Origin of the sequence: Gilliamella sp. B14384G10, from assembly GCF_016101685.1 — a bacterium.
GTDB lineage: Bacteria > Pseudomonadota > Gammaproteobacteria > Enterobacterales > Orbaceae > Gilliamella > Gilliamella apis_A.
Window position 1 is genome coordinate 599,990 of record NZ_JACFQA010000002.1, and the last position, 26,161, is coordinate 626,150.

General features: G+C 34.1%; 20 protein-coding genes, 1 pseudogene and 1 riboswitch. Of the genes and pseudogenes, 13 read left to right on the forward strand and 8 right to left on the reverse strand.

All coding sequences use genetic code 11. The features are described 5' to 3' along the window. Positions 1 to 438: 438 nt before the first annotated feature. A complete protein-coding gene (locus H3T54_RS07040; RefSeq protein WP_198221720.1) occupies positions 439 to 2,073 on the reverse strand; it encodes a hypothetical protein in 1,635 nt (544 codons plus the stop codon). A gap of 1,276 nt (positions 2,074 to 3,349) precedes the next feature. Beyond that, the gene (locus tag H3T54_RS07045; RefSeq protein ID WP_198221722.1) at positions 3,350 to 5,137 is read right to left on the reverse strand and encodes a hypothetical protein; all 1,788 of its coding nucleotides are present in this window, start codon (positions 5,135 to 5,137) and stop codon (positions 3,350 to 3,352) included. Positions 5,138 to 5,523: 386 nt separating this feature from the next. Here H3T54_RS07045 and H3T54_RS07050 point away from each other — a divergent pair, with 386 nt between their 5' ends. Continuing rightward, complete coding sequence (locus tag H3T54_RS07050; RefSeq protein WP_198221724.1) at positions 5,524 to 6,606, forward strand: hypothetical protein; 1,083 nt, start codon at positions 5,524 to 5,526, stop codon at positions 6,604 to 6,606. A 152-nt stretch (positions 6,607 to 6,758) separates the two neighbouring features. On the opposite strand, the gene H3T54_RS07055 is transcribed toward H3T54_RS07050, so the two are convergent. Both H3T54_RS07055 and clpB read right to left on the reverse strand, forming a co-directional pair. Beyond that, positions 6,759 to 7,562: a Cof-type HAD-IIB family hydrolase gene (locus tag H3T54_RS07055; RefSeq protein WP_198221726.1), complete on the reverse strand. Its 804-nt coding sequence runs from the start codon at positions 7,560 to 7,562 to the stop codon at positions 6,759 to 6,761. 322 nt (positions 7,563 to 7,884) lie between these two features. Next, the gene (clpB, locus tag H3T54_RS07060) at positions 7,885 to 10,455 is read right to left on the reverse strand and encodes an ATP-dependent chaperone ClpB (protein WP_086363919.1); all 2,571 of its coding nucleotides are present in this window, start codon (positions 10,453 to 10,455) and stop codon (positions 7,885 to 7,887) included. A gap of 274 nt (positions 10,456 to 10,729) precedes the next feature. Next, positions 10,730 to 10,775: riboswitch (PreQ1 riboswitch) on the forward strand. A gap of 3 nt (positions 10,776 to 10,778) precedes the next feature. Here clpB and queD point away from each other — a divergent pair. Together queD and H3T54_RS07070 are read left to right on the forward strand one after the other, a co-directional pair. Further along, complete coding sequence (queD, locus tag H3T54_RS07065; protein WP_110448184.1) at positions 10,779 to 11,207, forward strand: 6-carboxytetrahydropterin synthase QueD; 429 nt, start codon at positions 10,779 to 10,781, stop codon at positions 11,205 to 11,207. Then, positions 11,204 to 11,818 carry a 7-carboxy-7-deazaguanine synthase QueE gene (locus H3T54_RS07070; protein WP_110448185.1) on the forward strand — a complete coding sequence of 205 codons (615 nt, stop codon included), beginning with the start codon at positions 11,204 to 11,206 and terminating at the stop codon, positions 11,816 to 11,818. Before queD ends, H3T54_RS07070 begins: the two co-directional genes overlap by 4 nt. Before the next feature lie 320 nt (positions 11,819 to 12,138). Here H3T54_RS07070 and pgeF read toward each other — a convergent pair whose 3' ends face one another. Together pgeF and rluD are read right to left on the reverse strand one after the other, a co-directional pair. Further along, positions 12,139 to 12,912: a peptidoglycan editing factor PgeF gene (pgeF, locus tag H3T54_RS07075; protein ID WP_181414691.1), complete on the reverse strand. Its 774-nt coding sequence runs from the start codon at positions 12,910 to 12,912 to the stop codon at positions 12,139 to 12,141. Between the two features lie 8 nt (positions 12,913 to 12,920). Continuing rightward, a complete protein-coding gene (rluD, locus tag H3T54_RS07080; protein ID WP_198221728.1) occupies positions 12,921 to 13,895 on the reverse strand; it encodes a 23S rRNA pseudouridine(1911/1915/1917) synthase RluD in 975 nt (324 codons plus the stop codon). Between the two features lie 93 nt (positions 13,896 to 13,988). On the opposite strand from rluD, the pseudogene bamD reads away from it, so the two are divergent. The 6 genes and pseudogenes from bamD to infA form a co-directional block, all read left to right on the forward strand. After that, positions 13,989 to 14,711, forward strand: a pseudogene (bamD, locus tag H3T54_RS07085) (outer membrane protein assembly factor BamD); the annotation flags it as partial. A 258-nt stretch (positions 14,712 to 14,969) separates the two neighbouring features. Beyond that, positions 14,970 to 17,552, forward strand: coding sequence for a leucine--tRNA ligase (leuS, locus tag H3T54_RS07090; RefSeq protein ID WP_198221732.1), 2,583 nt, complete (start codon positions 14,970 to 14,972; stop codon positions 17,550 to 17,552). 36 nt (positions 17,553 to 17,588) lie between these two features. After that, positions 17,589 to 18,080: an LPS assembly lipoprotein LptE gene (gene lptE, locus H3T54_RS07095; RefSeq protein WP_198199379.1), complete on the forward strand. Its 492-nt coding sequence runs from the start codon at positions 17,589 to 17,591 to the stop codon at positions 18,078 to 18,080. 9 nt (positions 18,081 to 18,089) lie between these two features. Further along, complete coding sequence (holA, locus tag H3T54_RS07100) at positions 18,090 to 19,094, forward strand: DNA polymerase III subunit delta (RefSeq protein WP_198221734.1); 1,005 nt, start codon at positions 18,090 to 18,092, stop codon at positions 19,092 to 19,094. Next, positions 19,088 to 19,744, forward strand: coding sequence for a nicotinate-nucleotide adenylyltransferase (gene nadD / locus H3T54_RS07105; RefSeq protein WP_198199370.1), 657 nt, complete (start codon positions 19,088 to 19,090; stop codon positions 19,742 to 19,744). The genes holA and nadD overlap by 7 nt, the downstream gene beginning before the upstream one ends. 235 nt (positions 19,745 to 19,979) lie before the next feature. After that, positions 19,980 to 20,198 (forward strand): translation initiation factor IF-1, encoded by a 219-nt coding sequence (gene infA / locus H3T54_RS07110; RefSeq protein ID WP_025315083.1) that lies wholly within the window; start codon positions 19,980 to 19,982, stop codon positions 20,196 to 20,198. Positions 20,199 to 20,325: 127 nt separating this feature from the next. Here the strand turns inward: infA and H3T54_RS07115 are convergent, their stop codons facing one another. Continuing rightward, positions 20,326 to 21,792, reverse strand: coding sequence for an amino acid permease (locus H3T54_RS07115; protein ID WP_255520635.1), 1,467 nt, complete (start codon positions 21,790 to 21,792; stop codon positions 20,326 to 20,328). A gap of 177 nt (positions 21,793 to 21,969) precedes the next feature. After that, positions 21,970 to 22,236 carry a YkgJ family cysteine cluster protein gene (locus H3T54_RS07120; RefSeq protein WP_198199366.1) on the reverse strand — a complete coding sequence of 89 codons (267 nt, stop codon included), beginning with the start codon at positions 22,234 to 22,236 and terminating at the stop codon, positions 21,970 to 21,972. A 110-nt stretch (positions 22,237 to 22,346) separates the two neighbouring features. Between H3T54_RS07120 and yeiP the strand changes: the two genes are divergently transcribed. From yeiP to H3T54_RS07140, 4 genes are all read left to right on the forward strand, one after another. Continuing rightward, positions 22,347 to 22,919, forward strand: a complete 573-nt coding sequence (gene yeiP, locus H3T54_RS07125) for an elongation factor P-like protein YeiP (protein WP_086359766.1) — start codon at positions 22,347 to 22,349, stop codon at positions 22,917 to 22,919. A 14-nt stretch (positions 22,920 to 22,933) separates the two neighbouring features. Beyond that, positions 22,934 to 23,830, forward strand: a complete 897-nt coding sequence (gene ttcA, locus H3T54_RS07130) for a tRNA 2-thiocytidine(32) synthetase TtcA (RefSeq protein ID WP_086359765.1) — start codon at positions 22,934 to 22,936, stop codon at positions 23,828 to 23,830. 243 nt (positions 23,831 to 24,073) lie between these two features. Next, entirely contained in the window at positions 24,074 to 24,901 is an 828-nt protein-coding gene (locus H3T54_RS07135) for an MBL fold metallo-hydrolase (RefSeq protein WP_198199358.1), read from the forward strand. Positions 24,902 to 24,914: 13 nt separating this feature from the next. Next, entirely contained in the window at positions 24,915 to 26,141 is a 1,227-nt protein-coding gene (locus H3T54_RS07140) for an MFS transporter (protein WP_086359763.1), read from the forward strand. Positions 26,142 to 26,161 lie beyond the last annotated feature (20 nt).

Consider the following 26,161-nt stretch of genomic DNA (forward strand, 5'->3'; position numbering starts at 1 on the left):
AATGATCTAAATCAGAATTAAAACGCTTTATAACCGTTTTAATTATTTCATAGACAAATTTGAGAACAGGTTTTTTTAAATTCTAAAAATCCCTTTTAATTAATGATTAAAAAGACTAAGTAACTATTCACTAATAAGTTGCTTATCTTTTATATAAAAATTTGATATCTAACCTAATATCTGTTGCTGACAGAAATTTTTATATAATCATTAAAAACACATCTACTTCTTATCAGTTAGGTAATTATCTATCCAACACGTTGACAAAAATTAATTCTTTTTATTCGTTGAACTGAGTGGAACTTATTAGTCTACACTATGTTTTAATCATAAAAATAATTAGAAATAATTCTATTTGATTGAATACTTAAGAGGATAAATTTGTTGCCAGTTTTTTCACTAGCAACAGTGGTAAGTAATTACTGATGGAAAGTAGCTTTACGGGCTAACACAAGCTGCCCGATACTGATAGTCATAAGAATCATAAACCATAGGTTCGCCTACATTCATAGGATTGACTAATGGTTTTGCTTCATCCTCAGAGTCAGTAACATCTTTAGCTAAATTGTCAGTCCAATATGCATATGAATCCCAATCACTACCAGAATAACCACTGCAACGGTACTGATCACTACCTGCAGCATTCCAATCATTAACTAAACATCCCCATTCATTATTTATACCACCTACCCAGTTACCAGCCGAAAGGTAGCTTAACTGACGACGATACGCTTTAGAACCTCTACCAGCAATACCGCTATTCCAGCCATAGCGATATCGATTAGCATTAGTAAAATCGCTAATATTTGCCAAACGATAATTAGCACCTAAACTTGAACAATAAGCACGAGCTTTTGCTTGATAAGACTGCGCATCGCTCTTTGACCATTTTCTCGCATCACCTTCACCATAAGTAACTTTAGGTTGCGGAATATACCAACGCATTATTTTAAATTCATATAATGTGTGTGTCTCAGCACTATCGGTATAGAGTTTAAAAGTAGCGGGATTAAACGTTTTAGTGTTAGAACCACTATGTGGTCCAGATAATGTAACCTTTAATGCTGGCTCACTATTCCAATAAGGGATGGGAGCAGGTAATCTGTCATCATGCCTCCATTTTGGTGTAGATTCAACAGATAGTGATAACTTCACCCTACCACCTTCTTTAGCGATTATCGTACTACCATTGGCGGCTAACATCTCTTCTGGTGTTGCTCCTTTAAGTAGTAAATAAAAATATAAGCCATTTGAGCCAGTACTTGGAAAGTTATTATTGTAGACTGAATTTTCGCCTTCATATTCACCACTAGTATGCGCATTTCTTACTTTAAAACCTTTACTTGGAAAACCTCTATATTCATTATCTGAAAGCTTGGCTGAATCCCAAAGAGGGCCATCATAATCTACATTGATCATATTGTTGCCATAAGAAGCGTTATCATAAAGTAAATTCGGCTGAGCATAACAGACTGTTGGCAACATTTTAGCACTTATATAGTAAGTATGACTTTTTTGAGTAAAAATATTGTTATTAGGTTTGCCGTATTCAGTTTTTAATTCACCATTACTAGTACTTATCGTTAAGCGATATGGACTATCACATAAACTAATCATTTCTCTAGGATTATTTTTTACTGTTGAAGTAATGTCAATATACGCATTTTGAGCATTAATATCGGGCACTTTCGGATTCCGAGCCTCCCATTTCAAACTGATATTACCGCTAGCTGTTGCAGTAACATTACCATTTTCATCAAAACCATCACCATCATCATCAGCATAAAAGTTAAACGGCGAGCCCAGTAAATCAGAAATTTTCACTTGCGGATAATTAGGATTTCCTTGTTCAGTGAATGGAATAATGGTTCTAATCCTTGTAAAAGACTGTTTTGAATGAGGTAAATATATTGGATTAGTTATACTTGAAACATCATCACTAGGAGTGATAACTTTGCCATTAGAAAGAGTAATGCTTAATAAAGAATCACTATTATCGGCTTTAATGCTGCCATTACCTAAAGTTAAATAAGGTTGAGAACCTTGTATACTTTCAGCTGTAGTGACATTCAAAGCATAAACAGAATTAACCGTGATAATTATGAAAAAAAAACTGATTTTTGCCAACGGATTAAATAAATTTGAATTAACCTTTTGTATTTTCTTAGTTAATTTTACTATACTATAAATTGAAGACAACAAAAAAAACCGCAAATAACGACTAGATAATAATTTATCTTTAGCGAAATTGCATGGTAGTAAATGTTTAAATACTGAAAATATAAAACGATTTTCAATTACAAATTTAGAATAAATTCCCAACAATAGTATTGAAAATAATTTCAAGTTATGACTATTTTTTAAATAATTGTATTTAAACATACTCCGAATCCCATTTATTCACACTTCATTGTTTTATTGTTATAAAATTACTTTTCTGACAAAAATATAATCAAAACAAATTTGGTTATCTGTTTTGCTTTATATTTAATTTGGTAATACATGCATAAATTAATTTATGCTTACTAATTTTGAAGAACAACTGTTATTGATTTTTATCTATAATGATACAAACTTTATAGTGCAAAGGTTGCTCGAAAACACACTTGTACTATTCAATTGAGAGAACTACAGTTTTGAAAATTAAATGTCTGCAATTCAATGAATTATCTAAATTAATATTGCTATGGGGGGAAGTGGTTCACATTAAGAATAAAAACAATTTTCAATTAAATAATTTGGATATATTTTGCAATTAATATTGTAAATAATTTCAAGTAATACTTAACTTCCAACTGACTGCAGTTTGACTAACCCCAAGCAAATTATGACTTATATTATTGTTTTATATTAAAATATAAACCAATTTTTGACTAAAGCAGTATAATAAAAATAGCACATTTTATCAAATAGTAATTAGAGTTAATTTGTCAAGATATGTAAAGAACACTGATACTAATGAGTATTGTTATATTTAACTGTTTTAATATTTATTAATTATCTTGATAATACGGTTAAAAAACCTTTTCCTCAAATTTCTAACATTATTTACTAATAGGAGTTTTCTTAATGAATATAATGAAATTTATTACATTATTATGGATATTTTAAATAAAAAACTAACTAAACATTAATTTCTAATTAACTATAATGCTATTTAGAAAATATTTTGATAGAGGATTAATAAGCTATTTATAATTGATAGCAGTACGGTTGATGCAATAATTAATAGATTATAATCTATACAAATTTTCAAATCTTGTAGCACTTCGTGCTACAAGATTCGTATTCTTTTTCACATTTACCTTTATATCAAAATTTATTTCTCTATAACAAAAAGAGTTTTAATCTATGGTGTTACACAAGTTACTCCCAATTTTAATTCTTCTAAAGGAAAAATACGGATCGCAAATCCTAACCCATTATCTACAGTAGCTATTAAAGGGTCACCATCAAACCAGCCGTCAGTACTATATTCAACAATGTTTGTAGTCCAATAAGTTTCAAAGTTCCAATCACTTTCAGAATAACCAGAACAGCTCAAACACCCCCATTCATTATTGATTCCCCCAGCCCATTTTCCTAAAAAATCTACATAACTTAGCTGACGAAGAGCTCCACTAAATTGATTAGGAACTCCACCCATCCAAAAATCACCAAATCCATCAGCATTAGTCAAGTCATTAATGTCAGGTAAGTAATAATTGCTACCCAAATTTTTGCAATGATTTTTTGCTAGCTCTTGCTCTCGATAATAAGCATCTTTAGCCGTTCCATAACTAACATATGGCTCAGTGATATACCAACGCATTAATTTAAATTCATATAATAACTTTCTCTTACCACTATCTGCATATAATCTAAATGTCGCAGGTTTAAAACTTTTATCTATGGAATTATAACGTGGGCCAACCAACTTTACTTTTAATGCCGTTTGAACTGCACCATATGGATTTACTCCTTTATACTTATGCTCCCAATTTTCTGTTTTACCCACACTTAACGATAAACTCACATTACCACCTTCTACAGCTTTTACCGTACTGCCATTAGCTGCTAATACTTCATCTGGTTTTATACCTGCGAGTAATACATAAAAATGTAAACCATGTGATCCAGTACTTGGAAAATTATTGCGAGTTACACTTTCAGGACCATAATAATTACCACTATTACTAGCATTTATTACTCTATAACCTTGACTTGGATAGCCTCTATAATTCCCATTAACAGATTTTGCCGAATCCCATAACGGACCATCTAATGATATCCATGTTTCATTATTCGAAGCATTATCAAGAGCCAGATTGGGTTGAACATAACAGACTGATGGCGAGGAATGATTTGCTTTAAAATAATAATAATGATTTGCACCAATAAAATAACTCTTATTTGGCTGACCATACATTGTCTTTAACTCGCCATCACTGGCATTTATAGTTAAGCGATAAAGGCTATTACACAAACTAACGACAGCATTAGGATTGTTTTTAACAGTTGAGGTAATATCCATAAAAGCGTCTTTGGCATTAACATCAGTAAATCCGGGTTTTAGCACCTCCCATTTTAAACTGATTTGACCTGTCGCCGTCGCTATGACATTACCGTTACTAGCATAACCATCTCCATCATCATCACCAAAATAGTTATACGGTGCTTCCAGTAAATCTGTCATATTTACTATAGGATAATTACTATTACCTGCTGTTGGTAACGGAACGATGGTTTGAATACTTGCATAAGTATCTTCTTGATGCGGTAATTCAATTGGATTTGTTAGACTTGATTCATCATTTAACGCATTGATGACTTTTCCATCGGATAAAGTTATACCCAATAAACTTTCTGTACTATCCGCTTTAGTGATACCACCATCATAGGTAAGATATGGAGCACTACCATGAATTTCATTAGCGGTAGTTACATTTAAACCATGAGCTGAATTAACGAGTATCGTTAATAAACTTGTTATAGCTAATATGGAGAATAATATTGGTTTTAAACACAGAAAGTGAGAGGGTAAATGTAAATTAACTGAATATGTTTTAACGGTAAGATTTTCTTTAAAAGAAGGCAATAAGTGTTGAATTGCAAATAGACGTGGCTGGTTGGCTTTTAAATAATTGTATTTTAACATTTTTCAGTCCCTTGCTATGACATATCATTGTTTTAATTCAACAAAATCACTTTCATTTGATTAAAAAGTATAAAGAAAATCATCTGTTTATTCAAACTTTGACCCGCTAATTTTTGTCAAGATATGTAAAGTAAAATTCTGATTATGTACTTTTGTATTATTTAGAATGATCAATTTTGCTAAAAATGACTATTGAATCTCCTTTTAAAATATTTTGTGTTATGTAGTGACTATTAAGTTGATAACAGTAATAATAATTCAATGGATATAAAGTAAACTGACTGCTTATTAGAATAGATACTAAAACTAAGAATTTTGATAATTGAAAAATTCTTTTCTTAAATTTTGCTAGATCATAAAAGCAATCGTTTTGAATGATTATTAATATGAAAAATATATTGTTTTTAATTTGTCTTTGTCTTTCGTTCTCAGGTAGATGTGCAATTTATGCATTTACTGACAATAGTTCTAATAAAGATATTACTTTATATTTCAATAGTAGCATTACTTCGTTACATTTCTTAATTGATAAGCGTAATCCTTACCAGCTTTGGCAGCCTTTGGTACTAGATCAAAATTCATTTAATTTAAATAACAAAAGTATCGTTTTTTATAATACAAATTCTTCAAATAATAACCAACACTCTTATATTAAATTAGATAATATTAAATTTGATCAAACTGATGAATATGGCTATGAATACATAATTTTAAATCACGAGTTAACTGGAGTTTGGTTTGATGAACATCAACAACGCTTAAAGCCAATCAAATTGCAAAGAGATTTTTTCATCAATGAAGAAGATATTAGCAGCGAATTTAATAATATTGAATTATTACAATACGATAGTTTAGAAAATATCTACTTTACCGCTGTATTACGAAAACAAAAAAATGAAAAGATTAAGTTATATGGAATTAATATTTATGAGCAAGCATCCAACAAATTATTACAAAAAATCGAAAATTTGAATTATAGCTACAATTCAATTTATAGCATTCATCTACAAGATATTAATTTTGATGGCGTTGCAGATTTAGCAATTGAACGTTACAAATTTAATGCTAGACGAGGTTCCAATTATGATTATTATATCAACCATCATAATAAATTTATCGCAACTCATCTTTGGGGCAGTGATATAATCTTTAATCCAAAAGATAGATCGGCTGAAGGCCGTAAAGACTGTTATGATTTTGATGATCAAAATCACAGAGTATTAACCAAAATAACTGCGATTTACGATTATCATAATTATCGATATATAAATAAAAGAAATAGCTGCCATTATTATAATTTCGATAGTAAGCAAAATCGTCAATGCACTGATTTAGAATATAATAATTGTTTACTTAATCGTAATAATATTCATACTGAAAATCCTAGTGTAATAGGTGAAGATAATATTCTTTATAATGATAAAGTATGGTACAAAGGTAAATTAATACCTGGTTATATATACGACTAAATACTATCTTTGATATTAAATTTTAGAAAAAATAAGAAGTCTACCTAAAGTTTAGGACTTCTTTGTTAAATTGTGTTATTTTTCAATTTTATATTTAATCACAACGGTTACATAATTTAGTTTTGAGAAACTAAAAACACCTTCCTCAATTTTTATTTTGTTTGTAGTGCTAACATCAATTGGATAGTTTTCATCACAGCACTTTCGTTGTTTGATCCAGTAATAAATTTAGCTACTGCTTTAGTATCATCAAAGGCATTTCGCATAGCAAAGCTATAGTTGGCTTGTTCAAGTAGTTCGATGTCGTTGTAACCATCACCAAATGCCATTGTTTCGTGGTACCTAACATTTAACATTTGTTGTAGTTTTTTTATGATGTTACCTTTGTGTACATTATACTCAGTGATATCTATCCAAGCGGCTTCGGACACTACAATATAAACTTCATTTTCATAAGGCGTTAAATGGGTGCGTGTTTGTGGACATTGGCCATTTTCGTCATAAACAGTAATTTTTATAAAATCGTCAGTGATTGTTGTTAAATCATCAACTTCAATAATAGTCGTATAAGAGCCTCGTACTTTTTGTTTCAAATGAGAAGGTAGATTAGATTTAATTACAGCACCATTGCTGGTACATGCGATAATAACATGCTCTTTACTGGCTTGTTCAAGTGTAGCAATAATACGTTGACCAATCTGGTTTTGAATAAAAGATCGATAAACAAATTCACCATTATGTTTAATAGCTGTTGCGCTATCACCAACGATCCAGATTTTATCACTATAAGATCCAAATAATTCTTCAACACGTTCACATTGTTTACCTGTGCAAGCAACAAATTGGATATTTTGTTTAGCCATAAGATCATTAACTAGCCTAAAGAAATCCCGATCATAATCGCCTTGATCATTTAAAAATGTTCCATCTAAATCAGTGATAATTAATTTAATCATTTTTATATTTCCTTAATGTGAACTAATTGATTAATGTAAATTTAATCCTAGTTGTTTGTAAGTAGGCAATTGAATTATATTTAATATATTCATTTAAAATTATTTGAATTTTTAGAATGTGGTTTGGAGCAATTATGTTTATTTAATAAGTAAATTGAAACTAAATATATTTTTTGGTTTAAAAATATAAATCTTTAAAATCTTAATTTACAGTTACTTTGCTTAATAGTAAAAAAATAATAAAAAAGCCTGAAAATTAATTTTCAGGCTTTTTGGCTTTATTAATATTGTTGTAATTTCGACAACCAATCAATAAGTAGCTTTACTGTTTGGCAACAATATTACCATCATCCAAATCTAGATGAATCGTTTTACCCGGAACTAATTTGCCAGATAGAATCTGTTGTGCTAATGGATTTTCAATCTCTTGTTGTATTGCACGTTTTAATGGTCTTGCACCATAAATTGGGTCAAAACCAACTTTAGCTAATTGTTCCAGTGCGGCATCAGAGATATCCATTTCATATCCACGCTCATCAAGACGTTTTTCAACATGAGCTAATTGAATTTTCGCAATTGCTTTGATGTTTTCTTGTCCTAATGGATGGAATACCACAGTTTCATCAATACGATTGATAAACTCCGGTCTAAAGTGTTTAGTTACCACAGTCATGACTAACGCTTTCATCTCGTCGTAACTCAGTTCGACTTGACCTTGAATCAGATCAGAACCTAAGTTAGATGTCATGATAATTACTGTATTACGAAAATCAACAGTACGACCTTGTCCATCAGTTAATCGTCCATCATCCAATACTTGTAATAAGATGTTAAAAACATCTGGATGTGCTTTTTCGACTTCATCGAGTAAGATAACAGAGTATGGTCGTCGTCTCACTGCTTCAGTGAGATAGCCTCCTTCTTCATAACCAACATAACCAGGAGGTGCACCGATTAATCGAGCTACAGAATGTTTTTCCATAAACTCAGACATGTCGATACGTACCATAGCATCTTCACTGTCAAACATAAAGTTAGCCAATGCTTTGCAAAGTTCTGTTTTACCAACACCTGTCGGTCCTAAGAATAAGAAGGAACCAATCGGTTTATTCGGATCAGAAAGCCCTGCTCGACTACGACGAATAGCATTGGCCACAGCAACAACCGCCTCATTTTGACCAATAACACGTTTATGTAGGGCGTCTTCCATATGTAACAGTTTTTCTTTTTCACTCTCTAGCATTCTCGATACAGGAATACCTGTTGCTTTCGATAAAACTTCAGCAATTTCGTTATCGGTGACTTTGTTACGCAATAACTTCATAGTTTTACCTTCTAGCTGTGTGGCTGCTGCTAGTTTCTTCTCTAATTCTGGGATTTTGCCATACTGTAGTTCGGACATCTTGTTTAAGTCGCCCATTCGGCGAGCCTGTTCTATTTCAGTACGTGCTTTTTCCAACTCGGCCTTGATATTTTGAGTACCCGAAAGCGCAGCCTTCTCTGATTTCCACTCTTCTTCAAGTGATGCATAAGCCTTTTCTTTTTCAGCAAGTTCATCATTTAACATCTCAAGTCGTTTTTTACTTGCATCATCAGACTCTTTCTTGAGCGCTTGTTGTTCAAGTTTGAGCTGAATAATACGTCGTTCAAGCCGATCCAATGACTCTGGTTTTGAGTCCATTTGCATACGGATACTTGATGCTGCTTCATCAATTAAGTCGATCGCTTTGTCTGGTAACATACGATCGGAGATATAACGATGCGATAAGGTTGCTGCTGCAACAATTGCCGGATCGGTAATTTGCACATGATGATGCAGTTCATAACGTTCTTTTAAACCACGCAATATTGCGATGGTATCTTCAACTGACGGTTCTGCTACATATACTTTTTGAAAACGACGTTCTAATGCCGGATCTTTTTCGATATATTGACGATATTCATCAAGCGTGGTGGCACCAACACAGTGTAACTCACCTCGAGCTAATGCCGGTTTTAACATATTACCAGCATCCATTGCTCCATCACTTTTACCAGCACCGACCATAGTATGTATTTCATCAATAAAGAGAATAATACTACCTTCGGCTTTGGCGATATCTTTAAGTACCGCTTTTAAGCGTTCTTCAAATTCACCACGATATTTAGCACCGGCAATTAATGCCCCCATATCTAATGATAATACTCGTTTGTTACGTAAACCTTCTGGCACTTCACGATTAACAATACGTTGTGCTAAACCTTCTACGATAGCTGTTTTACCAACTCCTGGCTCACCAATTAATACTGGATTGTTTTTAGTTCGACGTTGCAATACTTGAATGGTTCGGCGAATCTCTTCATCACGACCAATGACTGGATCAAGCTTGCCTTGTTCGGCTCTTTCGGTTAAATCAATGGTATATTTTTTCAATGCACCACGTTGATCTTCAGCATTAGGATCGTTCACGTTATCACTCCCTCTTACTTGGTTAACTGCTTGGCTAAATTTGTCTTTGCTGACACCTGCTCTCTTTAAAATATCGGTTAAATTACCTTTTTCATCTAATGCAGCTAGTATGAATAATTCAGATGAAATATAGCTATCGCCATTTTTTTGCGCTAATTTGTCACATAGATTCAAAATTCTTACTAATTCTTGTGATGGAATAACTTCACCACCAATGCCTTGAACTTGGGGTAAACGTTCAATTGCTTGATTTAATTCTTGTTGTAATGTCGCAATATTTGCACCTGAAGCCACCAGTAATGGATTAATCCCACTGCCTTCTTGATTAAGCATGGCAGATAATACATGGATCGGCTCTATATATTGATTGTCTTTACCTAATGCGATTGATTGCGCATCAGCTAAAGCTTGTTGAAATTTGTTAGTGAGTTTATCTAACCTCATATTATTTATCTCCTAAGCAATAAATTTGGTTTAAATGTGTAACACATTTAATCCATTTGCATAATCACTAAATGAGTGTGGAAGAATAAATTTCAAGAGCTGATTAACAATATTTTTGACGAATTTTTGCAATAAAATCGTTTATATTTTACTCGCGTCTTTATAAAAGATAAAGTAGTTTGAAAAACCAGCACTTAAGCAAAAATGTTTAGTAAATTTGGATGACACTCAAGCTTTTATCCTTTATATTAGCCACTTTATTTTGTTAGATTAGCTAACCGTGGTTCGTAATCCATCCCACGAAAAAAAACTAGGAAAGAAATATGTTTAAAATTGCTAAAGAGTTCCAGTTTGATGCTTGTCATATGTTAGATGGGCATAATGGAAAATGTCATAACCTACATGGTCATACCTACCGTTTGTTAGTCGAGATCAGCAATGAACTTATTACCAACGGTTCAAGTGCTGATATGGTGATGGATTATGCTGACATAAAATCAGTTGTAAAACAGCAAATTATCGACCAACTCGATCATGCTTATCTTTATAATCAAAATAATACTAATGAAAGGCAAATAGCTGAGCTTTTGCAGCAAATGCAACGTAAAATTTTTGCTTTTCCTTGTCGCACTACTGCAGAAGGAATGAGTAAATTTATTTTTGACCACTTATCACAATTTCTACCCGTGTCGATGATTAAGCTTTGGGAAACCCCTACTTCTTACTGTGAGTATCATCGGGGCGAAAAATGATCGAATATCGTATTGTTGAAATCTTCGAATCTTTACAAGGCGAAGGTTATAACACTGGTATGCCAGCTATTTTTATTCGTTTTGCTGGCTGTAATTTAAATTGTAGTTGGTGTGATACGAATTTCCGCAAATTTCAACGTTTTACGTTAGAGCAAATAGTTGCAAAAGTTAAGCAATATAAAAGTAGCAATATTATCATTACCGGTGGTGAGCCCACAATGGTTAAAGAGTTATCTTCATTATTAACGCATTTAAAACAAGCTGGCTATTATATCGCTATTGAGAGTAATGGACTAGGTAAGGTCGATCCGCTGATTGATTATATTGCACTGAGTCCTAAATTTTGTTATCACCATCGTTATCAAAAAATTTTGCAACCAACAGCTAGTGAAATAAGAATTGTCGCAGAGAAACAGACGGGATTTATCGATTTTTGTTACTATATTGAGCAGCATATTCAAGCTAAGCGTTACTATTTGTCACCTTGCGAAGTCAATGGTGAGATGAATATGTTTGATACCATTGAGTTGTTAGGTAAGATTAATCATAAACGTATTGATAATAAATGGATGTTAAGCCTACAAACACATAAATTTGCCAATATTGAGTAATCTTTTACGATTAACAACTAAACATAAAAAATCAATCTTATCCATAAGTTAGGCTTTAATCTTTAATAAGATAGCGTTATTATTGACCAATATTTTTTTATTGATGATGGTGATGTTTTATCGTATTTTCGTCGGTTTATTATTCATATATGTTTATTCAGCGCATGGCAATGCTTGGGTTGAGTTTCATCATATTGATTGGGAAATGAGTTAACCGGCATATCAATTTTACCACTCTTCATTAGTCATTACGAAGAAGATAATGAATAGATATCTTAGTTAAATTTACAACAAGAGGCATGATAATTGTCACCGCTGGTTTAATTTTTCTCAAACCAGATCATTGTTGCCATTCTTCCTGTCTTGTTTTCTCGACGATATGAATAAAACAGATCTCGCTCAGTATAGGTACAATAGTTACCACCATAAATTTGCTTAATTCCGATTGAGTTTAATCGCTGTTTGGCAATCATATAAAGATCTGCTAAATATTTTTGTTGTTTGGCATCAATTAGTTTAAATGCATGATGCGCATTTGCATCGTAAGCTTCAAACTGCTTTTTCACTTCACCACCTACTTCAAATTTTGTAGCGCCAATTGCTGGACCAAGCCAAACGATGATATCACTAGCCTTACAATAAAATTTCTTTGCCGTTTCTTCTAAAATACCATGACAAAGCCCACGCCAACCAGCATGAGCGGCGGCGACCTCATTGCCTTCAATTGAACAAAATAGTACAGGCATACAATCAGCCGTTAAGACAACACTAACTTGATTAACTTGCCGAGTATATGATCCATCAGCTTCAAATCGCTCACTACTACCAATTAATCCAGTTGCCGGCTGTAATTGAATTTCTGAAATATCAAGTACGGTTGTGCTATGGGTTTGATTTAGCCAATAAGGTTCACTAGGAATTTTTTCAGCATTAATTATAAGACGACGATTTTCGACGATATCATTCAAATCATCACCAGTACGGCTACCTAAATTTAGGCTATCAAACGGCGTAGAACTCACACCACCGATGCGAGTTGTAGTAAAAGCACGAATATTTGTCGGTGCTGGCCAATAGGGATAAATTGATTTAATCATAACTATTACCAATCAAGTTCATCTTTATGAAGTTCTGTATCTAATTGTAACTCTTGTATTAATTTTTGCATATCCTCAGGTATTGGTGCATGCCATTCCATTAGTTCGCCAGTAATTGGATGATATAAACGTAACATAGTGGCATGTAAGGCTTGGCGATCAAAATCACGCAGAGTTTGGATAAATGATTCGCTAGTGCCTTTCGGTGGCCTTGGTCGACCACCATAAAGGGGATCACCGACCAGTGGATGTGCAATATGAGCCATATGTACACGAATTTGATGGGTACGCCCTGTTTCCAGTCTTAAACGTAATCGAGTATGTAGACGATATTTTTCCATTACTCGATAATGGGTTACTGCAGGCTTTCCGGTTGGAAAAACCGCCATATGTGTCCGTTTAGTTGGATGGCGAGTAATTGGTTGATCTACGGTTCCACCAGCAGTAATGATCCCCATAGCAACCGCTTCATACTCACGAGTTATCTCACGAAGTTGTAATGATTCAACTAAATGAGTTTGTGCTTCAATGGTTTTAGCAACAACCATTAAACCTGTTGTATCTTTATCTAGACGGTGGACAATACCTGCTCTTGGCACTCGTGAGATATCTGGATAGTGATAAAGTAGTGCGTTCAATACCGTACCATTTGGATTCCCTGCTCCAGGATGAACAACTAAATCTCGTGGTTTATTAATGACCAAAATATGATCATCTTCATAAACAATATTAAGTTTTATATCTTCTGGTTGATGATAGGTTTCTTCTTCAATTTCAACTTCGATGGATATTTTTTCACCACCAAGTACTTTATCTTTGGGTTTATTTACAATATTATTGTTCACTAATACCTTATTATCTATGATCCATTCTTTAATTCTTGACCTAGAATAATCAGGAAAAAGCTCGGACAACGCCTGATCCAATCGCATTCCAAGCTGAGTTTGTTCGATTTCAGATGATAGTTTTAACTTGTGCATGTGTAATTTATCTATTTTAAGCTGTTATGTTTTAGAGTATTATATACCAATCATCGCCTTTAATGTTTAATTATATTTTGGATTGAAAACTGAATGAAATTGCGTCTACAAACTTTGTTAGCTATCGCTTTAAGTAGCATGCTAATTGGCTGTACAAGTACAAAGCATGATGTTGAAAATGTGCCAGAGATTGAGCTCCACAATAAAGCTAAAACAGAGCTTGAGAGTGGAAATATCAAATCCAGTATTAGTGTTTTAGAGGCTATCGATAAAAATTATCCATTTGGACCTTATTCACAACAAGTTCAATTAGATTTAATTTATGCCTACTATAAAACAGCGGATTATCCACTAGCCATTGCATCAATTGACCGCTTTTTGAAATTGAACCCAACGCACCCAAATATCGATTGGGTAATTTACATGCGCGGAATTTCTAATATGGCGCAGAATGACAATACCATTCAGGGGTGGTTTAATGTCGATCGTTCAGATCGTGATCCTGAGTTTGCCATGGCTGCATTTAAAGATTTTACTTATTTGGTAACTGGTTTTCCAAATAGTAGTTATGCCGCTGACGCCAAAAAGCGTTTAATATTTTTGAAAAACCGTATCGCACGTCATGAGTTAAAAGTATCACAATATTACACTAAACGTGGAGCCTATGTTGCTGTGATTAATCGGGTTACCCAAATGTTAGCCTTATTCCCTGATACTGATTCTACTAAGAGCGCATTGTTATTGATGCGTAATGCATACAATGAATTAGGTTTAGTTGATGAAAGCCAAAAAGTAGATCAACTTATTCAGGCCAATTTGGAATACATACCAAAAGAAGAACAAAAATCATTCTTCTCTAAATTTACCAGTGTCTTCAATGGTGGCTAATTTATTTACTAAGCGGGCATAGCCCGCTTTTTTATGCTTTTTACTAGTGCACAATATCCAAATTACATCTTTTAATTCCTAATAAATCAATCTTACAATTCACATAACGTTTGTAAAACACCTCAATAACCAATACAATTAGCAAATTATTTTTATTAGCAATAATAGATAGGACATTAATTCGTCATGCAAGAACAATATCGCCCAGATGAAATTGAAGCCAAAGTACAAAAACATTGGCAAGAAGACAAAACATTCCACGTTACTGAAGATCCATCTAAAGAGAAGTATTACTGTCTGTCGATGCTTCCATACCCTTCAGGTCGTTTACATCTTGGCCATGTCCGAAATTATACTATCGGTGACACTATTTCACGCTATCAACGTTTGAATGGTAAGAATGTATTACAACCAATCGGTTGGGATGCATTTGGTTTGCCAGCCGAAGGCGCAGCAGTTAAAAATAATACAGCTCCAGCCAAATGGACTTATGAAAATATTGCTTACATGAAGAAGCAATTACAACTACTTGGTTTTGGTTATGATTGGGATCGTGAAGTAACAACTTGCCGTCCTGAGTATTACAAATGGGAACAATGGTTTTTTACAAAACTATTTGAAAAAGGTTTAGTTTATAAAAAAACTTCAGCTGTTAACTGGTGTCCAAACGACCAGACTGTATTGGCTAACGAACAAGTGGTTGAGGGGTGTTGTTGGCGTTGTAATACACCGGTTGAGCGTAAAGAAATTCCACAATGGTTTATCAAAATCACTGAATATGCTGATGAGTTATTGAATGATTTAGATACCCTTGAAAGCTGGCCAGAACAAGTCAAAACAATGCAACGAAACTGGATTGGTCGTTCTGAAGGGGTGGAGTTTGATTTCACCGTTGAAAACTATAGCGACAAGTTACGTGTTTATACTACTCGTCCTGATACATTAATGGGTGTAAGTTTTGTTTCGGTAGCTGCGGAACATCCACTTGCTCAATTAGCTGCACAAAATAATCCAAAAATTGCTGACTTTATTGCTGAATGCAAAACGACTAAAACCGCTGAAGCCGACATGGCAACAATGGAAAAGAAAGGTATGGCAACAGGATTTTTTGCTATCCATCCATTAACTGGCGCAAAAGTTCCAGTTTGGATTGCTAACTTTGTATTAATTGAATACGGCACAGGAGCGGTGATGGCGGTGCCTGGTCATGATGAACGTGATTATGAGTTTGCATCAAAATATAATCTACCAATTAAACCTGTTATTTTAACACAAGATGATCAAGCACCTGATCTATCACAGCAAGCTTATACTGAACATGGTAAATTATTTAATTCTGGTGAGTTTGACGGCCTGAATTTTGAACAAGCCTTCAATGCTATCGCAGATAAACTTATTGCATTAGGTATTGGTAATCGTAAAGTAAATTATCGTTTACGTGATTGGGGCGTCTCTCGTCAACGTTATTGGGGTGCACCAATTCCCATGGTGACACTTGAAGATGGCACAACAATCCCAACACCAGAAGATCAATTGCCAGTCATTTTACCAGAAAATGTTGAAATGAATGGCATTACTAGTCCGATTAAAGCAGATCCTAATTGGGCAAAAACGATGGTTAATGGTCAACCGGCACTGCGTGAAACAGATACTTTTGATACCTTTATGGAATCGTCTTGGTATTATGCACGCTACACCTGTCCTCATTACGACAAAGGTATGTTAGATGAAAATGCGGCAAACTATTGGTTGCCTGTTGATCAATACGTCGGTGGTATTGAACATGCAATCATGCATTTACTTTATTTTAGATTCTTCCATAAATTAATGCGTGATTTTGGTTTAGTAAAATCAGATGAACCAGCTAAACGCTTGTTGTGCCAAGGTATGGTTTTAGCTGATGCGTTCTATTACACCAGCCCTACCAACGAACGTATTTGGGTTTCACCAACTGAAGTCACTATTGAACGTGATGACAAAGGTCGTATTGCTAAAGCCACAGATAGTAAAGGTAATGAACTTGTTCATGCTGGTATGACTAAGATGTCTAAATCAAAAAACAATGGTATCGATCCACAAGAGATGGTTGAAAAATATGGTGCTGATACCGTTAGATTATTTATGATGTTTGCCTCTCCAGCTGATATGACGCTTGAATGGCAAGAATCTGGTGTGGAAGGTGCGAATCGATTTATTAAACGTGTATGGCGTTTAGTATATGAACATGCTCAACTAGGTAAAACAACAACTCTTGATCTATCTAAATTGACAGCCGATCAAAAAGCGTTACGTCGTGAACTACATAAAACGATTGCTAAAGTCAGTGATGATATTGGTCGCCGTCAAACCTTCAATACAGCAATTGCAGCAGTAATGGAATTTATGAACCGCTTACAAAAAGCGCCACAAGATACAGAGCAAGACCGTGCATTAATGAATGAATCATTAAATGCAGTTGTAAGATTACTTTATCCTATGATGCCTCACGCTTGTTTCGTTATGTGGCAGGCATTAGGTCATAGTGAAACCATTGATAATGCATCTTGGCCTACTGCTGATGAATCGGCAATGGTTGAGGATGAAAAATTAATTGTTGTACAAATCAATGGTAAAGTGCGTGGTAAATTTACCGTTCCTGCAGATGCCGAACAAGATTTTGTAGTCGAACAAGCTAAACAAGAGCCAAACATTCAAAAATATTTAACTGATACGACAATTCGTAAGGTTATTTATGTGCCTGGCAAATTATTGAATCTAGTTGTTGGTTAATAATGTTGAATAACTAAGAGATAGGTGATGATACCAATGAAAAAATATTTGGCTTTGATGTTATTGACAATATCGTTGTCTGGATGCGGTTTTCATTTGCAATATGAACCTGAGGTTCCTACTCGCTTTAAGACACTGTCTTATGAAAGTGGTGATCCATACGGTCGATTGTCAAGGGATGTGAAAGAGTTACTACGCGATAATAAAGTTACATTAGTTAATAGCAATAATAAAGCTAAATATCCGTCATTGCGTATAGTCACAGATTCATTGGATAAAAACACTATATCAATCTATCAAGATGGTAAAGCAGCAGAATATCAGTTAGTATTGACAGTTCAAGCGCAAGTTGTCATTGCTGGTGAACAAATTCATCCAATTAACGTTCGCATATTCCGTACCTTCTTTGATAATCCAGCAGCAGCATTAGCTAAGACAGTAGAACAAAATTTGATTGAGGATGAAATGTATAAGCAAGCAGCTAAAGAGCTCATTCGTAAATTAAAATCAGTTGATGCAGCAAACTAACGACTTGTTATGATTAAAATTAGTGCTGAAAAAATAACCCAGCAATTAGGATCGCCTTATTATTTGATTTTAGGTAGCGATCCTTATCTGCAACATTATGCACAAACTGAATTACGTAATGCTTTTAAACAAGCTCAATATGACGAACAACTTTCTTTCACAATCAATAGCCAAACAGACTGGTCGGCAATGTATGATAGTTGCCAAGCAATGAATCTATTTTCAAGCAAAACTTTACTCTGTATAGATATTGGTGAAGGTGTGTTAAATGTTTCAGTGGCAGCAAAATTAAACACATTATGTGAAATGTTGCCCCCTGAGATTGGCTTGATAATTAGTCTAGTGAAGATTACTAAGACCCAAGAAAATGCATTATGGTACAAAGCGTTATCTGACAAGTTAGTGGTAGTGAATTGTTCAACACCTGAAGCAGCACAATTACCACAATGGATCAAAAGCTATTTACAACAAATGCAAATAGCTATTGAATCTCCAGCGATCGAGCTACTTAGTTATTACTATGAAGGTAATTTGTTGGCATTAACGCAAATTATTGAGCAATTAAATTTACTCTATCCAAATCAAACTATTTCTTATGAACAAGTTGAGTTGAATATTAATGATTCAGCGATATTTACGCCTTTCCATTGGATTGATGCAATGCTTTCCAATAAAGCAAAACGTGCAATACATGTTTTACAACAGCTTAAAATGAATGATTTTGAGCCGTTAATATTGATGCGGATCATTCAACGTGAATTGATTTTGTTGATCAATTTAAAATTAGCTTTAAGCGAGAAATCACCTCGTCAAGTTTTTGATGAATACAGAGTCTGGCAAAATAGAAGAAGCATGTATAGCTCTTATTTGAATCGTTTGGATATCAAAGCATTATTTGCACTACTGGCGACATTAACCGATATTGAAATTAGCCTAAAACATAATAATGATTTACCTATCTGGGATGCACTATTGAGTTTAACTATGCAGTTTATGGGGTTAAATAAGTGTTAACAGCGTTATTTGGTGGAACCTTTGATCCAATCCATTATGGGCATTTACGCCCAGCTTTAGCCTTAGCCAAAGAGTTGGGATTAACTAAAATTAATCTATTACCTAACCGTATTCCGCCTCATAAACCACAACCAGAGGCCAATACAGAGCAACGTTTAGCTATGTTGCAGTTGGCTATAGCGGATTATTCTCTATTTTCAGTTGATACTCGAGAATTAGAACCAAAGCTAATTAATCAGCCCTCTTTTACCATTGATACTCTCAAATCATGGCGTCAACAAAATGGTACTCAGCAAAGTTTAGCTTTTATAATGGGACAAGATTCTTTGCTTAGTTTACCAACATGGAAAGAGTGGCAAAAATTACTCGATTATTGTCATTTGCTAATATGTAAACGACCAGGTTATGCTCAAACACCCTGTGATAGCAAGCTACAACAATGGATTAATCAACACCAAACTCAAGATAGTCAAACATTACATCAATGTCCTAATGGCTATATTTACTTTGCTAATACACCACTTGAAGCAATTTCGGCAACAGAAATCCGGCAAAATATTAATAATCAACAAAGCTGTGAAAAGTTATTATCGCCTAAAGTTTGGCAATATATACATGAAAATAGGCTCTATAATGCAAAGAAATGTTAGAAATGACTTTACATCTGAGAGTTTTTTCGGCATTATTTCGCCGCTATATTTAGATAATTTGAATATAGCTGTTCTGTGTTTATACTCAAATCAATCACTTTGTCTAGACCCAAAAACATTTTGGTAATTTAGTTGAGTTGGATTAATTCGCTTTTCTAGTTAATCGTAAAGAAAATGAGAATGATATTTATTAATTTGAGTGTATTTAATTTGTATTTAATATTAAGAGGCCCCAATGGCAAAAGAAGATAACATTGAAATGCAAGGTACTATTCTTGATACTCTTCCAAACACGATGTTTCGTGTTGAACTTGAAAACGGTCATGTTGTTACTGCACACATTTCTGGAAAGATGAGAAAGAACTATATTCGAATTCTAACTGGCGATAAAGTAACGGTAGAAATGACACCTTACGATCTTTCAAAAGCACGTATCATATTCCGTAGTCGTTAATATCGTTATCACGCTTGTTGTTTTACATTATTAACTAATGAGTTGATTAGTTATTTTCTCTTTTTTAATACAATTCCGTCGACTAAAGTCGACGGATGTACAAGTCATAATTTAGGTTATTTCCTAATTAATCCATTTGAGAAAAATCCATTTGCTCATACTTTATCCATTTAGTCTTTTTAATGATTTTATAACCGAAGTAAATCGAAAGAAATAATGGAATACCGATGTAAGTGGCAATGACACCGTTCCAATCAATGGTTTCTTGTAAAAATGCTTCGTAATTTTGCCCTAATGTTATCGTCAAACAAAGTATAAAGGCAAAAATAGGACCAAATGGAAAACAACTTGAACGATATGGTAATTTATTGAGATCACGACCTTGCGCTATGTAGCCTTTTCTAAAACGATAATGACTGATAGCAATACCAAGCCAAGCAATAAATCCTGTCATACCTGACATATTAAGTAACCATAAATAAACTTCCTGATCTTTGTATAGTGAGGTCAAGAAGCAAAGCATAGCAACCAATGTTGTCGCAAATAATGCCATATCAGGTACACCTGATGAAGATAATCGTCCAAAGATCTTCGGCGCTTTACCTTCTTTAGCTAAAGCATATAGCATTCGGGTTGAAGCGTATAAACCTGAGTTACCTGCAGAAAGTACTGAAGTTAAAATAACTGCATTCATAATAGCTGCTGCAGATAATAATCCAGCATGCTGAAAAACTAAAGTAAATGGACTAACACTGATATCAGTTTCATCATTACGTAGTAAGTTAGGATCAGTATATGGAATGATTAAACTAATAACTAAAATTGCAAAAATATAAAATAATAGTATTCGCCAAAAGACTTGTTTCATTGCTTTTGGAATGTTTTTTTCTGGATCTCTTGATTCTCCTGCAGCGATACCAATTAGTTCAGTACCTTGGAATGAGAAACCAACGACCATCGCAACACCAATCATTGAAGCAAAACCTCCAACAAATGGAGCATCACCAACTTGCCAGTTTTGCCAACCAGCAGTTTCAGCGCCTTTTAAAATACCAATAATCATTAATAAACCAACTACTATAAATAAAATCACAGTGACGACTTTAATTAATGAAAACCAAAATTCTGCTTCACCAAACCCTTTCACAGAAACATAGTTTAAGCAAAAGATAATACTTAGGAATAACAGGCTCCATAACCAACTATAAGCCCCAGCATCGAACCAATAGGAGATCACCAATTGAGCAGCAACTAAGTCAACAGCAACCGTTATTGCCCAGTTATACCAATAGTTCCAGCCAATAGCGAAACCAAATGCTTCATCTACATAGCGTGCCCCATAGGTCGCAAAAGTGCCAGAAACCGGAAGATAAGCAGCAAGCTCCCCCAAACTAGTCATTAAAAAGTAAACCATTATGCCGATAATGGCATAAGAAAGCAGTGCACCACCAGGACCAGCTTGTGCAACAGTAGCGCCTGAAGCGACAAATAACCCAGTTCCGATGGAGCCACCAATGGCTATCATCGCTAAATGACGGGCTTTTAAATCACGCTTTAATTTATTATTCATATTAATTTTCTTCTTGTTAAACAGATTCTAAATATTTTAGTTACTACCTTATGCTTAATATCTAGGTTAGTAACTGATTTAAAATAATTTATTACGATATTTATCATTAGCTGATAAATTGTGGTGAAGTGTATCAAAAAAAATTATATGCGAGATAAATAATTCTAATAATCCGTCTGATATGTTAAATATTAGCAATACTTAGCAGCTAGTTAACTGTTCTAATTGAGTTAAATAATCCATCGCTTGATCACGATTTGTGCCACACATTTCAAAACAAGGTTTTAAACGACCACAGACTAAAGGTCTATTAGTATTACCAAATAATTTACACTGAAAATTCTCGTCTAAATGAAAACAGGCCATTCCGGCTGGTTTTCCATTCGGCATACTAGGTATAGCAGATGAAATTGATGGCGCAATACAACATGCACCACAGTTTTTACGGCATTTGAATGAATCAGTCATTAGTTTAGAGGAAATTGTCGTTGTTTTATAAAATTTATTGGTGACAATAGCAAGTTAAGGGTAAAATAGCGAGCTATATTTTTAACTCTATTAAATATGAAGAAAGTATTATGGCTAAAGCAAATGAAATAAAACGTGGTGATGCAGTCACATACAATGGCAAACTATTATTAGTGAAAGAGATTGATGTTCAAAGTCCTAGTGCACGTGGAGCAAGCACCCTTTATAAAATGCGTTTTACCGATGTAAAATCTGGTGGCAAAGTTGAAGAACGTTTTAAAGGAGATGATATTTTAGATACTATCGAACTATTTCGACGTCCGGTAAGTTTTTCTTATATTGATGGTGACGAATATGTATTTATGGATAATGAAGACTATACGCCATTTATTTTTAAGAAAGATCAAATTGAAGAAGAACTGTTATTTATTCCAGATGGTGGAATGGATGGTATTCAGGTGCTAATGGCTGAAAGTGAAGTTGTTGCTTTAGAACTACCACAAACAGTTGAACTAGAAATTATTGAAACTTCCCCAAGTATCAAAGGTGCTTCAGCAAGTGCACGAACAAAACCCGCAACACTATCAACGGGTCTAGTCATTCAAGTACCAGAATATATTGATAACCACGAAAGAGTTAAAATTCATATCGCAGAACGCCGATATATGAGTCGAGCGGAATAATCTATTAAATCGTGATGAATACATACAACCAAAATAAATTACATAAACGATTGCGACGTCTTACTGGTGAAGCTATCGCTGACTTTAACATGATCGAGGAAGGCGATCGTATAATGGTCTGCTTATCAGGCGGTAAAGACAGTTATACATTGCTGGACATTCTTATCAATTTAAAAATCAGCGCTCCAGTACAATTTGAATTAGTCGCTGTTAATTTAGACCAAAAACAACCTGGTTTTCCTGAGCATGTCTTACCTGAATATCTTGAGTCGTTAGGTATTGAATATAAAATTGTCCAAGAAAATACTTATGGCATTGTCAAAGAAAAAATTCCAGAAGGTAAAACAACCTGTTCTCTCTGTTCTAGACTTCGACGTGGTATTTTATATCGTACTGCAACTGAACTTGGTGCAACAAAAATAGCTCTAGGACATCACCGAGATGACATTTTAGAAACACTATTTTTAAACATGTTTTATGGAGGCAAACTTAAAGCCATGCCACCTAAATTGATGAATGATTCAGGTGAACACATTATTATTCGACCTCTTGCATATTGTAAAGAAAAAGACATTGCAAAATATGCTGAAATAAAACAATTTCCTATCATTCCATGTAATCTTTGTGGCTCACAACCTAATTTGCAACGGCAAGTAATCAAAGAAATGCTAAATGATTGGGATAAAAAATTTCCTGGTCGTATCGAAACCATGTTTCGCGCTACACAAAATATTACTCTTTCTCATTTATGCGATACCAATCTTTACGATTTTAAAGGGATTAAGAAAGGTGATATTGATATCAATGGTGGCGATTTAGCCTTTGACCGTGAAGAATTACCCCCTACAGTCGGATTTGATGCGTCAGAACTCGACGAACAGGATCTAATTCTATGGAAAGAGGCTAACTAAAATTACCCTCCAGCATCTAAACTCTTTTATTATCGGCGATAAACAATATCGTCGATAATTATTTAATATTAAAACAATAACCTATTTTATAGAAACTTTGATCCTGCTCACGAATTAACAAAAAAAAATACCATTTTTGTTGTGGTTATTATGACATTAAAATAGAATTGAAACGTTCCAATTTTTGCTAACTTAATGCTAAAACTAGCATAAAAACAATCTAATTATAGATAGGAGAACAATGTGAAACTACAGTTTTTGGGTACTGCCGCCTCTGAAGGTATCCCAAATCCTTTTTGTAAATGTGATATTTGTGAAAAATCTCGCCAACAAAAAGGTAAAAATATAAGAACTCGAAGTTCGATTCTTATTGATGATATTATGCAAATTGATTTTGCCCCTGAGTATAGCTATCAAGTAATGAGAGAAAACATTGACGTTACTAAAATAAAGGACTTATTGTTTACTCATACTCACCCTGACCATTTTAATGTTGGCGATCTGTTTAGTCGTATGGTGGACTATGGATTTAATATCGACCATCCGCTGTATATTTATGGCAATGATATTGCAATAAATGGTTGCTTAAATGTTTTACCTGGATATAGTCCTGAGCGTTTTGTATTTAATTTAGTGGTTCCATTTCAAACTGTTGTGACATCAGCTGGTTATACCGTTACTGCATTGTTGGCTAATCATGCTAAATGGGAATTTTGTTTTATTTATTTAATCGAGAAAGATGGTAAAACCTTACTCCACGGACATGATTCGGGTTATTTTCCTGAGCTAACTTGGCAATGGTTGAAAAATAGCGGTAAAAAAATTGATATGGCAATTTTCGAGTGTACTTACGGCTATAAACAAAATGATAAAACCAATAATCACATGAGTATTGAAACTGTTATTGCAGCTCAAAAACGCATGTTAGAAGAAGGTATTTTTGATTCCAATACTCAACTTATCACTTCTCATCACTCCCATAGTAGTGGCTTCATGCATGATGAATTAGTTGAAATATTTAAACCTTATAATATTCAAGTAGCCTATGATGGCTTAACGAAGATGATTTAATACGGAGCAATATATGTTTAAAATACCACGTTTACTGGTAATGATGTTTTTACAATATTTTGTGCAAGGCGCATGGAATATGGTTATCGGTGCAGTACTTGCTGCTTATGGATTAAAAGAAATTGTTGGTTCTACTTATTCAGTTTTAGGAATTGCAACCATCATTTCGCCACTTTTTATTGGTATGATTGCCGATAGATTCATCGCATCTCAAAAAGTGATGGGAATATTACACATTCTTAATGCTGGTGTTTTATTTATCATTCCTAACTTTGTTGAAAGTGGCAATATTGTCGGCTTTTTAATAATGATATTTATTGTTGGCTTATTATTCTATCCAACAACGGCTTTAGCAAATAGCGTAAGCTTTAGGCATATAGATGGTGTGCGTTGGTTCCCAATTATTCGTGTATTTGGTACTATCGGCTTTATGATAGTAGGATTAATTCTTGGCTACACTGGTTTTTCAAGTTCAATCAATTCATTTTTACTTGCTTCCGGTGCTTCTGTGGTTTACGGCATTTATTGTTTCACTTTACCAAATACGCCACCAACCAGTCGAAATAAAAAATTCTCAATTCGAGATGCCATGTGTTTAGATGCCTTATCTCTTTTTAAAGATAAATATTTCACTATATTCATGCTTTCTACCTTTATCTTAATGATCACTAAAACTGCATATAGTGCTTATTTACCCGTTTATTTGCCTGTATTAGGATTAGAACCAGCGTCAATGATGCAAATTGCTATTGCTACAGAAGTGCTATTTATGTTCCTTTTATCTTTCCTATTAGGTCGCTTTGGGTTTAAAAAGATCATCTTATTCGGTGCAATTTGTTGGATAATTCGTAGTATGATGCTATCGTTAGCCGCAACGTCAGACGGTAATATGTTCTTCTATATTATTGGCACTTTATTGTTACAAGGTATTTGTTGGGATTTCTTCTTTACCGCTGGCGATATTTATGTTGATAAAAAAGCTGGCCCAGAAATCAAAGCTCAGGCTCAAGGCTTACGTTTTATTGTTTCTAATGGCTTTGGTGTATTCATGGCGGCATCGGTATGTGGATTTATCAATAATCGTGTTGTTACTGAAAAAACATTACCTAATGCTGGACCTCAATGGCAAGAGTTTTGGATCTATCCAGCTGTAGTTGCAGCAATTGTTGCGGTAGGTTTCTGGTACTTCTTTAGAGACAAAGATGTCATCATGACACCTAAAAAAGTAGAATCAGAATAATTCATTCACAGTTAACGATA